We start from the raw sequence: 13054 nt of genomic DNA on the forward strand, positions 1-13054 counted from the left end.
CTCACATCCGCAACAGGGTAAGCACGCCTGCGATGAAGAAGGCCGCGCCGACGATCAGCAGCGCGTAAAGCCAGAGCGCTCCGGGCGCCTCGCGGCGCGGAGCGTCTGCGTGCTGCCGCGCTTCCACTTCCTGCCTGCGCTGATCTTTGCTGACGGGCGTGCCCGCGGCCTCGTCGTCAGAGCCCAGCGGTGCGGCGGCGGGGTCCGGGAAGCGCACCTTGTCGGCCGTCCGTCCGTCGTCGATGTCGGAGCGGAGCCGATCGACGGTCGGTGGCTCCGCGTGATGCACTTTCCGCGCGCTCATGGCATCCATTCCCATCTCAGGGCATATGCGGCCTGTGCGCCAAATCCTCTTGCGGCTGGACCTCGATCCGCACCTTCCGCGGGTCGAATGCGCCGTGCTCGCGGATTGCGCCAATCGCGGGTGGCGGCTGATCATAGGTCCACATAACATCCTGTTCCGCCTCGCCCACGGCCGTCACATCCCAATATCTCGCTTGGCCCTTCCGCGGGCAGCGATACTCCGTTGGTGATGGCGACAGAAATTCGAAGTAGATGTCCCGGAAGGGAATGTAGAGGGCGGGATCGTGTCCCTCCTCCCTCAAAAGGAGCGCATCCTTCGTCGATGCCAGCATGGCATCTGAAAACATGACGTTCACGGTGCCGCGAAACGGCGCCACCGCAAGCTTGGGCTTCTCGTCCACGTGCGTTTCTCCCTGTCTGCGGTCTCCTAACACGGCCCGAGGCGGCAGGTTCCAGTTCCGGAACAAGTGTCTCGACTCCGGCGTTTCGGTCGACAAAGGTTCACCTGACGCGAGAATGTCATGCAGATTCCTCTCCAGATCGCGTTCCACCGGGCCGAGAAATCGGAGTGGGCGGAACAGGAGATCCGCGACCGGGTGGACAAGCTGTACGCCTATTACGACCGGATCACCGGCGTTCGCGTCACGGTGGACCAGCGGGCCGGGAACGTGGAACGCACGTTGCCCCCGGTGGTGCGCATCGAGATAAGCCTTCCAGGCAAGGCGCCGCTCGTCGTTGCCTATGAGCCCGACCGCCTGCAGCAGAAATTCCAAAACCCCGATCTCGGCAATGCCATCAACGACGCCTTCGCGATCGCCGAACGCCAGCTCGCACGGCTAAGTGAGGAGCGCCAGGGCCGCAGCAAGGCCGGTCAGCACGATTCGCAAAACCAGTTTCTGGGTCACGTGGCCCAGCTCTTTCCAGAGGAGGATCACGGATTTCTGCTCACCAAGGAGGGCGGCAGCCTCTATTTCCACCGTAACGCCATGCTTCAGGGCGACTTCGACAAGCTCCAGGTGGGCGACGAGGTCCGCTACGTGGAGGAGATCGGAGACACGGGGCCGCTTGCCACAAAGGTTCGCGTGGTTGCAGCCCGTCGCGAATAGCTCCGCCCGGGCCGGTAGAGACCCCGGCTCGGGGTGTGGCCCTCTTCACGGGTGCACGGCGGAACCGGCGGCGCCTGCGGCGAATTTTCATCCATGCAGAACGAGGAAGGGCCGATGACGAGCGATCCGCACAGCCTCGCCTCCGCCGTCGCGATCGATGCCCGTGCTGAACCTGTGGTGGACAGCGCCGAGGCCGAGGCCTTCTACGCCCATGCGATTGGCGAGTTGCTGAACAGCGGCATTCCTTTCCTCGTGGCCGGAACCTTCGCCGTAAGCGCCTATACCGGCATCTCCCGCGCGACAAAGGACCTCGACATCTTTTGCAAGGCAGGCGACTGGCCGCGAATACTCGGCCATTTCCAGGCGCTCGGCGAACGGGTGGAGGTCGAGGACGAGCGCTGGCTGGGCAAAGTCCGCCGGGGCGAAGACTTCTTTGACGTCATTTTCGCCTCATCGAACGGCACCATGCCCGTTTCGGACAGCTGGTTCGAGCACGCCCGCAGGGCCAAGGTGCTGGGCCGCGAGGTGCGCCTCGTCGGTCCCACGGAGCTCGTCTGGTCGAAATGCTTCGTGCAGAACCGTGATCGCTATGACGGGCCGGATGTGGCACACCTCATCCTGCGCGCCCACGATCAGGTCGACTGGAAAAGGCTGCTCGCCCATATGGAAGTGCACTGGGAGGTGCTGCTCGTGCATCTCCTGAATTTCCGCTGGATCTATCCGGGCGAGCGCGAAACCGTGCCGGCCTGGCTGATGGACGAGCTGCTCGACCGCCTGCATCACCAACGGCGGCTGCCGCCCCCGCGCGTGCGCGTCTGCCGCGGAAGAATGTTTTCCACCGCCGATTACGAGATCGACGTCCGGGAATGGGATTTTGCCGACATCGATTCCAACGGCGGCAGCGCGTCGTAAGCACTCCGGGAAAGACGCCATGAAGATCGCCGCCATTGCCGACCTGCATGTGCGTGAGGATGCCTCCGTCTCCCACCGGGCCATGTTCAACGAGATCGGCCGCGAAGCCGATATTCTGGTGCTTGCCGGCGATCTCACCGACCTGGGAAAGCCGCGCGAGGCCGAGCTGCTGGCTGAAGATTTGCGCGGCTGCGGCATTCCCGTGGTTGGCGTGCTCGGCAATCACGACCATGAATGCAACGCCGTGGAGGATGTGACGCACGTTCTGCGCGAGGCGGGAATGCACCTGCTCGACGGCCAGTCCGTGGAGCTGAAGGGCGTAGGCTTCGCCGGCGTGAAAGGCTTCGCCGGCGGTTTTGGCCGGCGCATGCTTGCCTCCTTCGGCGAACCCGCCATCAAGGCAATGGTCGCGGAGTCGGTGAACGAGGCGATGAAGCTTGAAAATGCGCTGCGCCAGCTAAGCGCGGAGCGCGTTGTTGCCATCGTCCATTACGCGCCGATCGAGGAGACGGTTTCGGGTGAACCCTTGGAGATCTACCCGTTTCTGGGCTCCTCCCGGCTTGCGGAGACCATAGATCGCTTTCCCGTGAACGCGGTCGTGCACGGCCATGCGCACCATGGCGTCTATGAAGGGCGCACGCCGGGCGGCGTGCGCGTCTTCAACGTGGCGCAGCGTATCGAGAAACCGAGCGGAAAGCCCTATGCGATCCTCGAAATTTGAGCGCCTGCAGCTCTCTAGATCACATAGGCCTTGAGCGGGGCGAAGCCGTTGAAGGCCACCGAGGCATAGGTGGTGGTGTAGGCTCCGGTCCCCTCGATCAGCACTTCATCTCCGATTGTCAGCGAGACGGGCAGGGGGTAGGGCGTCTTCTCGTAAAGCACGTCCGCCGAATCGCAGGTGGGCCCGGCAAGCACACAGGGCGCAGTCTCATCGCCGTCGCGTGGCGTGGCGACAGGATAGCGGATCGCCTCGTCCATGGTTTCCGCCAGTCCGCCGAACTTGCCGATATCGAGATAGACCCAGCGCACATCGTCGTCTTCGGACTTCTTGGAGATCAGAACGACTTCCGACTTGATGACGCCGGCATTGCCGACCATGCCGCGGCCGGGCTCGATAATGGTTTCGGGCAGGCGGTTGCCGAAATGCCGCTTCAACGCCTCAAAGATCGCTTGGCCGTAAGCCTGCGCCGTCGGCACGTCACGCAGGTAGCGCGTCGGGAAGCCGCCGCCCATATTGACCATCCTGAGCGAGATGCCCTTCTCGGCAAGCGCCTGGAAGACGAAGCGGGCATCCTTCAGCGCACGGTCCCAGGCCGAAAGGTCCGTCTGCTGAGAACCTACGTGGAATGATACGCCATAGGGAGCGAGCCCCAGCGCCTTGGCCTGGCGCAAAACGTCCACGGCCATGGTGGGCACGCAGCCGAACTTGCGGGAGAGCGGCCACTCGGCGCCGGCTCCGTCCGTCAGCACGCGGCAGAAGACCTTGCTGCCGGGCGCGGCGCGGGCGATCTTTTCCACCTCTTCCACGCAATCGACCGCAAACAGCCTTATTCCGAGCTCGAACGCGCGCGCGATGTCGCGCTCCTTCTTGATCGTGTTGCCGTAGGAGATGCGATCGGGTGTGGCGCCGGCCTCCAGCGACATTTCGATCTCGGCCACGGACGCCGTATCGAAGCAGGAGCCGAGGGAAGCAAGCAGGCGCAGGATCTCAGGCGCGGGATTGGCCTTTACGGCGTAGAAGATTCTGGAATCGGGCAACGCCTTCTCGAAGGCGAGGTAGTTCTCGCGCACGACGTCGAGATCGACGACGAGGCAGGGGCCTTCGGGTCGTCGGGTGGCGAGGAAGTCGAGGATGCGCTGGGTTGCCATCGGATTCTCCATCGGGGCGGTGCGGCCGCCCGTTCGCAAGCTCAAGCTCTGCGGACCCATTGGTCCGCGGTGGACAAAGGATGCAGGCGAAGCCTCCGATCGCCCGGAAAAACCGGGTGTTGCAAGCCGCCTGAGCATTTCGGCGAGCACCCGCGCCTGACGCGAACGCTCTCTTTGTCTGCCTCAGCTTTGGATGGGAAACCCCTCCGCACTGCCGGCAATGAAGGTGTGCCTCTTTAGTAACCCCGGTCTTTGGACAACCGGCAGACACCAGAAAGGCCCGCACCGTCGTTGCTTCAAGATGTCCTCGATCTTCGGGTGGCCGTAAGACCGACTGGAGCGGTTAGGTCCAGGTACCGTACCGGCTCCCTCGCCATTCCGAGGGGCGGCGGACACCCACAGGCACGTGCGACTTTGGGCGACGCGCGATATAGGCGCGTTGCCGGTCACAATCAATCGGAAATTCCTGTCGAGCTTGAAAAAATTCCCTTGACCGCCGATTGTCGTGTCAATGATGGGAGGTCCGGCGATGACGACCACACGCGATCCTCTGAACGCGTTTCTGGATTATCCGGAGGTACCGGTTGCCTCCGCAGCGGAAGGGCCGCTCAAGGGCCTCAGCCTCGCGGTCAAGGATATCTACGACGTGGCGGGCTATCCGACCGGCGGCGGCAACCCGCAGAAGGAAGCCGAAAGCCCGATAGCCGAGACCACCGCGCCCGCCGTCCAGGCGTTGCTCGATGCGGGCGCGCGTTTCATGGGCAAGACCCAGACGGACGAACTGACCTTTTCCATGATGGGCATGAACGCCCATTTCCCTCCGCCGGTGAATGTGATGGCGCGGGAGCGCGTCACGGGCGGTTCGTCCTCCGGCTCGGTGGCGGCAGTGGCCGGCGGCCTTGCGGACATCGGCGTGGGCTCCGACACCAATGGCTCGATCCGTGCGCCGGCTTCGTTCTGCGGCCTCCTTGGTCTCAGGACCACGCACGGCCGAATCAGCATGGAAGGCGCGATGCCGCTCGCCCCGTCTTTCGACACTTTCGGCTGGTTTGCCCGGGACGCCGCCGTCTACGAGGCCGTCGGTGCGGTGCTTCTTGGCGAGGACACCCATTCAGAGGGGCTTGTCCGGCCGATGCGTATCGCAGAGCTGGAAATGCGGCTCTTCGGGCCGGAGGAGCGCTCGGCCTACGATGCCATGCTCGCCCGCGTCCTGAAGCGGTTTGACAGGGCGCCCGGTTTTCTTGCGCTTCCGGGAGATCTGGAAGAGCTGTTCACCTGCTTCAGGCAGATCCAGGCCTATGAGGCCTGGGGCGTCCACGGACCCTTCCTTTCGCAGAAGGACCGCGACCTCGGCCCCGGAATCAAGGAGCGCTTCGCCTACGGCCGCTCCATCGATTCGGCCACGGTCGAAGCCGCGCGGCGCAGGCGGCGCGACTTTCAGGCGGATTTCGCCGCGCTTATGGGGCCCGACATGGTGGTGATCCTGCCCACGCAGCCTTCGGCGGGACCGCTCAAGATCGCGACCCATGATGAGCTGGAAACCTATCGCGGCAAGGCCCTGGCCCTCACCTCCATTGCCGGCCTGCTCGGCTGGCCCCAGATTTCGATTCCCCTGGGCACGGTCCACGGCGCGCCGTTCGGCATCTCCCTCATGGGTCCGGCGGGCAGCGACCGTCAGCTCATCCGGCTTGCCGCCGACATCCTCTCCGCCGCCTGAGACATGGACACGCTCACCCGCATGCGGGCCTTTCTCAAGGTGGTGGAGGCGGAAGGATTCTCCGCTGCCGCGCGCAAGGCTGGCAAGTCGAAGGCGCTGCTTTCGAAATATGTGCGCGAGCTCGAGGACGAGCTCGGTGCCCTGCTCATCAACCGTACGACGCGGAAATTCTCGCTCACCGAGGCGGGCCACACCTATTACCGGCGGGCAGGCGAGATCCTGCGCGAGATCGACATGCTGGCCGAATCCCTTCGGGAGTCGTCGGGCGAGATTCGCGGCCGAATCCGGCTGACTGCGCCGCGCACTTTTGCCGATGCGCCCATCGGACGCTCGCTCATCGACTTCGCGGTGGCACATCCCGACGTCGTGCTCGACATTCACCTGGACGACCGCTTCGTGGACCTCGTGGAAGAAGGGTTCGATCTGGCCATCCGCATCACGAGGCTCGATGATTCCTCGCTGATCGCGCGTCGGCTTGCTCCCTTCCGCATACCCTTGTGCGCCTCGCCCGTGCTCATCGAGAAGCATGGCCTGCCGTGCCATCCGCGCGATCTGGCGAACCTACCCTGCATCGTGGATACCAACAGCCGGTTCCGCCACAACTGGCTTTTCCGTGAAAGGGACGGGACGGCGATCTACGTTCCGGTGTCCGGCCCGATCGAGGCGAACAGCCCGTTTGCCGTGCGCGCGGCAGCCGTGGCCGGGCTGGGTTTTGCCATCATCCCAGACTTCATCGCCGAGCCGGACATCAGGGCAGGGCGCCTCGTCACCCTCCTCGACGACTATCTGGCCGATGGGGCAGGCGTCTATGCGGTCTATCCGCACCGCAGGCACCTTCCGGCCCGGGTACGGGCGCTGGTCGATTTTCTCGCGCGCTGGATGAAGGAGAATGGCCGAAGCGAGGCAGGCGACGGCCCGTATGTCTGACTTCCCGGCCAAACGGACCGTTCGGGCGCAGTCCTTGGCGCGTGGCCGGACGCTCCGCCCGGTCCCAATTTCGCCCGCTTCATGCGGGACAAGGCCGCATCCGCAAAGCGATGGGGTGGTGGCGCATGCTGACAATTTGCCGTAAGGCGTCGGGCACGGTTACAGCGCTTCTCGCACTCTCCGCTCCCGCTTTTGCCCATCCGCACGTGTTCGCCGAAGCCCGTCTTGATGTTGTCGTGAACGGCGATCAGGTGGAGGCGCTGCGCCATCTATGGCGTTTTGACGATCTGTTCTCCAGCACCGTTCTCATCGAGTTCGACCGGAACAAGAACCTTGAGCTCGATCAGGGCGAATTGCAGGAGGTCGCAGGCGTCGTCCATGAATCGCTTGCCGAGTTCAATTACTTCCAGATCGTCACGGCGAACGGGAAGGACGTCGCCATGCAAGCGCCGGCCGAGCTCATTGCCGACTTTACCGACAACCAGCTCATCATCCTTTTCGAATCGCTTCCGAAGGAGCCGATCCCGCTTGAAGGCACGGTCGCTTTCGGCGTTTACGATCCCACCTTCTACACGGCCATCGACTTCACCGAGGATGAATACATGGCCGTCGAAAACCTGCCGCCGGGCTGCAGCCGGCAGGTCATCCGTCCCGACCCTGAAGAAGCCATTGCCCAGAATCAGGAGACACTGACGGAGGCTTTTTTCAATGATCCGGCCGGCAATGACTTAAGCAAGATCTTCGCGACAACGCTTGAGATCACGTGTGATGCGAATGGCTAGCGCGGCTTCGAAAGAGCCGGATGTTGCAGATCGCAAGACAGCGGGTCTCTTCGCCGCCTCCCTCTTTGCGGGAATGGCGATTGCCGCGGCCTTGCTGGTTCCGGCCGCCGCCCTTGCGCAAAGCTCGCTCGGCATCGGCACAGCCGAGCCGTCGATGGCCCCGGCGGGTCCTTTCGCCGGTTTCCTGCAGTGGGTGAATGCCGAGCAGCAGCGTTTCTATCGCGCGCTGACCGGCGCGCTCAAGGCCATGCGGGACGACGGCTCGCAGCTCTGGCTGCTGATCGGCCTTTCCTTCGCTTACGGCGTCTTCCACGCGGCGGGGCCGGGTCACGGCAAGGCGGTCATTTCCTCCTACATGCTTGCCAATGAGGTGGCGTTGAGGCGCGGCGTGGTGCTTTCCTTCGCCGCGGCCCTGATGCAGGCCGTATCGGCCATCGTTCTGACGGGCGTCGTGTTTCTCGTGCTGCGCGGTACGGCCATCTCGATGACCGATGCGACCCGGTTTCTGGAGACCGCAAGCTTCGCACTGATCGCGGCCTTCGGCGCCTGGCTGCTGTGGCGCAAGCTCGGCCCGCTTCTCCTGCGTGGGGGCCGGACGCACAGCCTCTCGGCCGCACATGCCCATGCACACCCTCATTGTGATCATGCGCATGACCATGCGGCCGGCGAGATCTGTGATTCCTGCGGCCATGCCCATGCGCCCGACCCTATGCGCCTTACAGGTGACCGCCTGGATTGGCGTGCCGCTTGGTCGGCTGTGGCGGCAGTGGGCCTGCGGCCGTGCTCCGGCGCTTTGATCGTTTTGACATTCTCCTTCCTCAACGCCCTGTGGATGGGCGGCGTCGCCTCCGTCTTCGCAATGGCCGCAGGCACTGCGATCACCGTGTCCGTGCTGGCCAGTTTCGCCGTTATGGCCAAGGACCGGGCCTTGCGGCTTGCGGGAGGGGGACGGCTCGGCGCGCGCATTCATGCGGGCATTGAGATTTTCGGTGCTTTTCTGGTTTTAATCTTGGGGCTTATCCTGCTGGCGGCCAGCCTCGGCTGAAACATGGCCGCAGGTTCGGGCACGGTAACGGCCACGCCCGCCTTCGCTACGATCCCGCGGCGTCGGATTCCCCTTCCTCGTTTCCGAAGCTGAGCAGCCGGTCGAGAAGGTGGAGCAGCTGGTCGCGGTTCTCCGGTCCGCCAAGGGTGGCCACGATGCGGTTCTCGTGGTCCTGCCACAGCGCCACCATCCGCTCCACGAAGTTGACGCCTTCTTCCGTGAGATACAGCGAGTGCGAGCGCCGGTCCGACTTGTCCTTGTGTCGCACTGCGAGCCCCCGCGCCTCGATCCCGTCCATCAGGAAGACGAAGTTCGCCCGTTTGATGCCCAGCTTGTCGGCGATGGTCGTTTGTTTCTGCCCCGGATATTTGGCGATCATGGCGAGCACGGAGAACTCCGCCGGGCGCAGCTTGAGCTTCGCCAGCGCGCCTGCGAAATCCTGATGAACCAGCAGTTGCGCCCGCCGCAACTTGAAATCGAGAAGAGAGGTCATGCAGGGAAGCCGCGGACGATCCGCCAAGGCCTCTTCTGAATCAATCGCCTTGCGGGACGGTTTCTCTGATCTGGCAACGGGCAAAGTCATGTCACCTCCATAGCGGGCGTCGAGCGGAAGAAAGATCAGGCAGGCGGAGACTCTGCGGCTGGTTGTCCGGTGTTGCCGCAGCAACTCGGCAGCAAACGCCGCGCCGGTATGGTCGCGCGGTCAAGGCCAATGAATGCGGCGAATTCGGCGCAAACGCCTCCGCCCCCAAAAGGACTGAATCAAAAACGTATAGCGCAATAAGCTACGGCATAGCCGCTTTCATGTTCTGATTACGACGTTTACAGTTCTGGGTGCGTCATAAGAGAACGAGACAGCAGCAGTAAAGCAGGCCATTTCACGTTCAAACGGCGTGAAGTTCGCTGCATAAATCTGTGATATTTAGCCTGTCATACGATCGTTTGTATAATGTGTACAGCCTGCGCGCCCCATTCGATGCCGGCTTCCCGCACCTGGCGCGCGGTGCGGCTTTCGGCAGGTGTGACAGGCAGCGGCAAGTCGTTTTCGGCGAGGGTGCCGAGGATGTAGCGCGCCAGCACCTGGCCGAAAGCCGTGCCCGGCGCGATCCCCCGCCCGTTATAGCCGCTGACGGCGATGATGCGCGGCGCGAGACGGTGGAATCGCGGCAGGCTGTCAGCCGTCGTGCCGATCATGCCGTACCAGCCGTGCCGGAAGGTGACACCGCCCAGCCTGGGAAACAGTTTCTTCACCGTCCGGTGCGCCCACATTTCATGGACGGCCCGGCCGGTCCCCCTCAGCGCGCCGACGCTGCCGAAGATGAGCCGACCTTGCCGGTCCCTGCGGAAGGAGGTCAGCACCTTGTTGGTGTCCCACGCGCCCTGGCGTTCCGGCAGGATTTCTCGAGCCGCCTCTCCGTCCAGCGGGTCCGTGGAGAAGTTGAAATAGGGCAGGAGAACGAGTTCGCCGCGAAGCTCCGGCCAGAGCGCCGTCGTGTAAGCATTGGTGGCGGCGATCACCCATTGGGCGCGAATGCTGCCCCTTTCCGTCGCAACGCGCCATTGCGAGCCTTCCTGCGTGACCGCGACCGCGCGCGAGCGCGTGAAGACCCGGGCCCCGGCATCAATGGCCGCCCGCGCCAGCCCCCGCGCATAGGCAAGCGGCTGGATCGTGCCTGCACGAAGGTCGAGCAAGGCGCCCGCATAGGCTTCGGTACCCAGCTTCGCGGCAGCCTCGCTGGCATTCAGCAGGCGGACGGGTGCGCCGCGCGCAGCCCATTGTTCGGCCCGCTTCGCCAGTTCGCGCAACCCAGTCGCCCCGACGGCACAGTGAAGCGTTCCGGCCCGTTCCGGCTCGCATGCGATACCGTGCCTCTCAATGAGATCGAAGACCGTGGCCGGTGCGTTGCCGAGGAGATCGAGAAGGCGTTCGCCGTAGGGTTCGCCGAGAGTGCGCAGCAGAATGTCCGGTTCCACCCACATGCCGGCATTCACCAGCCCAACATTGCGGCCGGAGCCGCCGTGGCCGATCTCGGCCGCTTCCAGCACAGCCACCTTGGCGCCGCCGGAAGCCAGATGCAAAGCGGCCGAAAGTCCCGTGAAGCCGCCGCCAACGATTGTCACATCGGCTACGATCGCGCCGGAAAGAGCGGAGGTTTCCGGCGCGGGCGGCGCGGTTTCGGCCCAAAGTCCCTGGCCGTCAGCGTCACTGCGCATTGTAATGAACTCAGCCTGAAGGAATCTGCGTAGGATTTTGCACGGGGCGCGGAAAATGCCAATGGCCCGCCGCAAACCGGCGTGCGGGAACAAATGCGGTCATGCGTTGCAGCGGCCAGGGGCAATCGCTCGCAACGCTGAAGCGTGGCTGCCCGCCTGCGAGCAGCGGGCATAAGTCAAACTGAAAAGCCCATTGCTTGCCAGTCTGCTATCTTCGGCTGTTGTCAGCCAAAATGGCGGCCGCAGAGCGGGCAGCATGTAATTCATCAACTCATAAAGCTCATCAATTTATGAAGCGGTGCTTCCATGAAGGTATACCATAACAAGTTAAATGCCCCTGCAATTAAGCCGGACCAAAGGCTGGATAGTTACCGAAAGAGCATTGGCAGCCATCAAGCGAAAATGACGTCGCAAGGGTCAGGTGGGCGCGGCGCTTTGCGTTCGGCCGATAGTACGGCGCCCCGCCAGCTAGCCGGACCGCCCATGATGCCTGACGAGGCACTGTCAAGGGGGCGCTTGGGGGAGACCATCCGCTATCGAGTGAATGTAAGCTCGAAGCCGCTCCCATTTGGTGTCAAAGTCTTGTATCTCAGTACAATCCTTGCGCTGGCGCGCGAGGCCTCTGCCGCCCCCGCGTTCTGGGATAGCAAACAAGAAGAATGGGTCCCTCCCGGTGAACCGGAGGATGATGTCAATTCTTTTAAGGAATATGTCTTTTCTCCCTTTTCCAGTTTCTTCTACAAATTGAACGTAGAATATGAAATGAGAAGCTGGAAGCCATCAGTTTTGAGTGGATCATATATACCGTATATTGATAGGAAAATAGAATCTTTTACTATTACTGATGGATATCTTTCAAATACCAATGGTATGAAATTGGAAGATATTTTGAATAGTGATTATATGCGATATGTTAAAGGTAATAGAATTTCTAAGAATATTTCGGACAACGAAATATATAATTTAGTTCGTGAAGTTCTGAAAAGAAATAATATAAGTGCTGATTTTGTATTCGGTTCCGAGGAAAGCGCCCTCGCTTCAGTTGTTTTGAGTAAAACCGGAAAGGCTTACGGCGAAAAGGATCTTCTCGATATTCAGAAGGAGTTTGTGAGGCTCGTTCTTGACTGGCAGAATGGTACTGCTGGAGGGAAAGACCCGTGCCGGGATGCAGCAAAGCGGATGGCGATAGCCAGGGGGCTTGATTCCAAGGCGAAGGACTTCATCGACGACATGGCACTGCTGCTGCGGGCAAAATATGCAGACCCGCGTGCATTAACGTCATGCAGCATCTCTTTGCCGGTTGTGGCCGAGAACGGCTGCGAAATGCCGTCGCGGGAAGCGATAAAGGTCTTTAAGCAGGAGGTCGTGAACCCGGAGCTGAAGCCGGCCGCCGCGAAACAACTGGACAAGCTCGTCGATGAGCAGACGCGTATTTTTCAGCTAGACCCTTTTGGTCAGGTGCTGAAAAACGTGGAGGGGCTCACGCTGAAGGACATTGCCGACAGCCCCCTTATGAAAGCTTATTATCCTGACTTCGATAAAACTGAACTCCAGTCGCTTCTTTATTCCTGGGCCGATGCCAAGGGCTTGGACACAAGCTTTCCGATGGGGTCGGCACTCCACGCCGTGTCAACGGTTGTCAAGCGGGTTACAGGAAATCAGTTTCACCCGACCGGGGATGCCAGCGCTACTGAGGCCTTCTACAAGCTGCGGGAGCAGTCGCCGCTGGAGGACTTGCTGCTTCGAGCTGCCCACTACATGGAAATAGAAAAAGGCTGGCCCGAACTCAAAGCAGATGATCCGACGGCCGTGAAGAATGAGAAGATTCAGGCCTTGTTGGATCAGCTGCGCCTGGAGACAGGTGACTTTCCTGAGCGGTTCAAGGCAAAAAAGATAGCTCTGAAAGTACTTGAGGAAAAAACGGGACTGAGCCGAGCAGAGCTTCTGCATCGGAAAATCGAGGAAGACGATAAAGCCCTCGCGAATGTATCTTATCCACATCAGAACTTCAGAGCGAATCATAAACGGGACCGCGAGGGGAAATCGATAGTCGATAAATTCCTGCAGGAAGCCGAAGATATATACCGCTTAGTAGTTCATGTTGAACCGCGCCGGGATTGCCGGAGGCTCCAACTCCTGAGTAGGATGGAGCATCATGAGCAAGACGACGAACAAGTTT

General features: G+C 61.8%; 13 protein-coding genes. 8 read left to right on the plus strand and 5 right to left on the minus strand.

What is annotated here, in order from left to right:
* Nucleotide 1: 1 nt before the first annotated feature.
* Nucleotides 2–304, minus strand: coding sequence for a hypothetical protein (locus NYR54_RS17660; protein WP_261517042.1), 303 nt, complete (start codon nt 302–304; stop codon nt 2–4).
* Between the two features lie 16 nt (nt 305–320).
* Nucleotides 321–704, minus strand: coding sequence for a DUF427 domain-containing protein (locus NYR54_RS17665; protein ID WP_261517043.1), 384 nt, complete (start codon nt 702–704; stop codon nt 321–323).
* Nucleotides 705–824: 120 nt separating this feature from the next.
* Here NYR54_RS17665 and NYR54_RS17670 point away from each other — a divergent pair, with 120 nt between their 5' ends.
* The 3 genes from NYR54_RS17670 (at nt 825) to NYR54_RS17680 (ending at nt 3042) form a co-directional block, all read left to right on the plus strand.
* Nucleotides 825–1409: an HPF/RaiA family ribosome-associated protein gene (locus NYR54_RS17670; protein ID WP_261517044.1), complete on the plus strand. Its 585-nt coding sequence runs from the start codon at nt 825–827 to the stop codon at nt 1407–1409.
* Between the two features lie 114 nt (nt 1410–1523).
* Nucleotides 1524–2321 (plus strand): hypothetical protein, encoded by a 798-nt coding sequence (locus tag NYR54_RS17675; protein ID WP_261517045.1) that lies wholly within the window; start codon nt 1524–1526, stop codon nt 2319–2321.
* Nucleotides 2322–2340: 19 nt separating this feature from the next.
* The gene (locus NYR54_RS17680) at nt 2341–3042 is read left to right on the plus strand and encodes a metallophosphoesterase family protein (RefSeq protein WP_261517046.1); all 702 of its coding nucleotides are present in this window, start codon (nt 2341–2343) and stop codon (nt 3040–3042) included.
* A gap of 14 nt (nt 3043–3056) precedes the next feature.
* On the opposite strand, the gene odc2 is transcribed toward NYR54_RS17680, so the two are convergent.
* Nucleotides 3057–4190: an ornithine/lysine decarboxylase gene (odc2, locus tag NYR54_RS17685; RefSeq protein WP_261517047.1), complete on the minus strand. Its 1134-nt coding sequence runs from the start codon at nt 4188–4190 to the stop codon at nt 3057–3059.
* Nucleotides 4191–4719: 529 nt separating this feature from the next.
* Here odc2 and NYR54_RS17690 point away from each other — a divergent pair.
* The 4 genes from NYR54_RS17690 (at nt 4720) to NYR54_RS17705 (ending at nt 8661) form a co-directional block, all read left to right on the plus strand.
* On the plus strand, nt 4720–5907 hold the full coding sequence (locus NYR54_RS17690; RefSeq protein ID WP_261517048.1) for an amidase: 1188 nt from the start codon (nt 4720–4722) through the stop codon (nt 5905–5907).
* 3 nt (nt 5908–5910) lie between these two features.
* Entirely contained in the window at nt 5911–6834 is a 924-nt protein-coding gene (locus NYR54_RS17695; protein WP_261517049.1) for a LysR family transcriptional regulator, read from the plus strand.
* Between the two features lie 125 nt (nt 6835–6959).
* Nucleotides 6960–7616, plus strand: a complete 657-nt coding sequence (locus NYR54_RS17700) for a DUF1007 family protein (protein ID WP_261517050.1) — start codon at nt 6960–6962, stop codon at nt 7614–7616.
* Between the two features lie 73 nt (nt 7617–7689).
* Nucleotides 7690–8661 carry a nickel/cobalt transporter gene (locus tag NYR54_RS17705; RefSeq protein WP_261517055.1) on the plus strand — a complete coding sequence of 324 codons (972 nt, stop codon included), beginning with the start codon at nt 7690–7692 and terminating at the stop codon, nt 8659–8661.
* A gap of 46 nt (nt 8662–8707) precedes the next feature.
* Here the strand turns inward: NYR54_RS17705 and NYR54_RS17710 are convergent, their stop codons facing one another.
* On the minus strand, nt 8708–9154 hold the full coding sequence (locus NYR54_RS17710) for a MarR family winged helix-turn-helix transcriptional regulator (RefSeq protein WP_261517051.1): 447 nt from the start codon (nt 9152–9154) through the stop codon (nt 8708–8710).
* Nucleotides 9155–9591: 437 nt separating this feature from the next.
* Nucleotides 9592–10875 carry an NAD(P)/FAD-dependent oxidoreductase gene (locus NYR54_RS17715; RefSeq protein ID WP_261517052.1) on the minus strand — a complete coding sequence of 428 codons (1284 nt, stop codon included), beginning with the start codon at nt 10873–10875 and terminating at the stop codon, nt 9592–9594.
* Between the two features lie 306 nt (nt 10876–11181).
* Between NYR54_RS17715 and NYR54_RS17720 the strand changes: the two genes are divergently transcribed.
* Nucleotides 11182–13054, plus strand: a 1873-nt coding sequence (locus NYR54_RS17720; protein ID WP_261517053.1) for a hypothetical protein, incomplete at its 3' end; no start/stop codon positions are given.

Source organism: Chelativorans petroleitrophicus, from assembly GCF_025398195.1.
Taxonomy (GTDB): Bacteria; Pseudomonadota; Alphaproteobacteria; order Rhizobiales; family Rhizobiaceae; genus Chelativorans; species Chelativorans petroleitrophicus.

Excerpts from the sequence above, each read along its gene's own strand:
- NYR54_RS17660 (WP_261517042.1), bottom strand. The coding sequence starts at position 304 with ATGAGCGCGCGGAAAGTGCATCACGCGGAGCCACCGACCGTCGATCGG.
- NYR54_RS17670 (WP_261517044.1), top strand. The coding sequence starts at position 825 with ATGCAGATTCCTCTCCAGATCGCGTTCCACCGGGCCGAGAAATCGGAG.
- NYR54_RS17675 (WP_261517045.1), top strand. The coding sequence starts at position 1,524 with ATGACGAGCGATCCGCACAGCCTCGCCTCCGCCGTCGCGATCGATGCC.
- NYR54_RS17680 (WP_261517046.1), top strand. The coding sequence starts at position 2,341 with ATGAAGATCGCCGCCATTGCCGACCTGCATGTGCGTGAGGATGCCTCC.
- odc2 (WP_261517047.1), bottom strand. The coding sequence starts at position 4,190 with ATGGCAACCCAGCGCATCCTCGACTTCCTCGCCACCCGACGACCCGAA.
- NYR54_RS17690 (WP_261517048.1), top strand. The coding sequence starts at position 4,720 with ATGACGACCACACGCGATCCTCTGAACGCGTTTCTGGATTATCCGGAG.
- NYR54_RS17695 (WP_261517049.1), top strand. The coding sequence starts at position 5,911 with ATGGACACGCTCACCCGCATGCGGGCCTTTCTCAAGGTGGTGGAGGCG.
- NYR54_RS17700 (WP_261517050.1), top strand. The coding sequence starts at position 6,960 with ATGCTGACAATTTGCCGTAAGGCGTCGGGCACGGTTACAGCGCTTCTC.
- NYR54_RS17705 (WP_261517055.1), top strand. The coding sequence starts at position 7,690 with ATGGCGATTGCCGCGGCCTTGCTGGTTCCGGCCGCCGCCCTTGCGCAA.
- NYR54_RS17710 (WP_261517051.1), bottom strand. The coding sequence starts at position 9,154 with ATGACCTCTCTTCTCGATTTCAAGTTGCGGCGGGCGCAACTGCTGGTT.
- NYR54_RS17715 (WP_261517052.1), bottom strand. The coding sequence starts at position 10,875 with ATGCGCAGTGACGCTGACGGCCAGGGACTTTGGGCCGAAACCGCGCCG.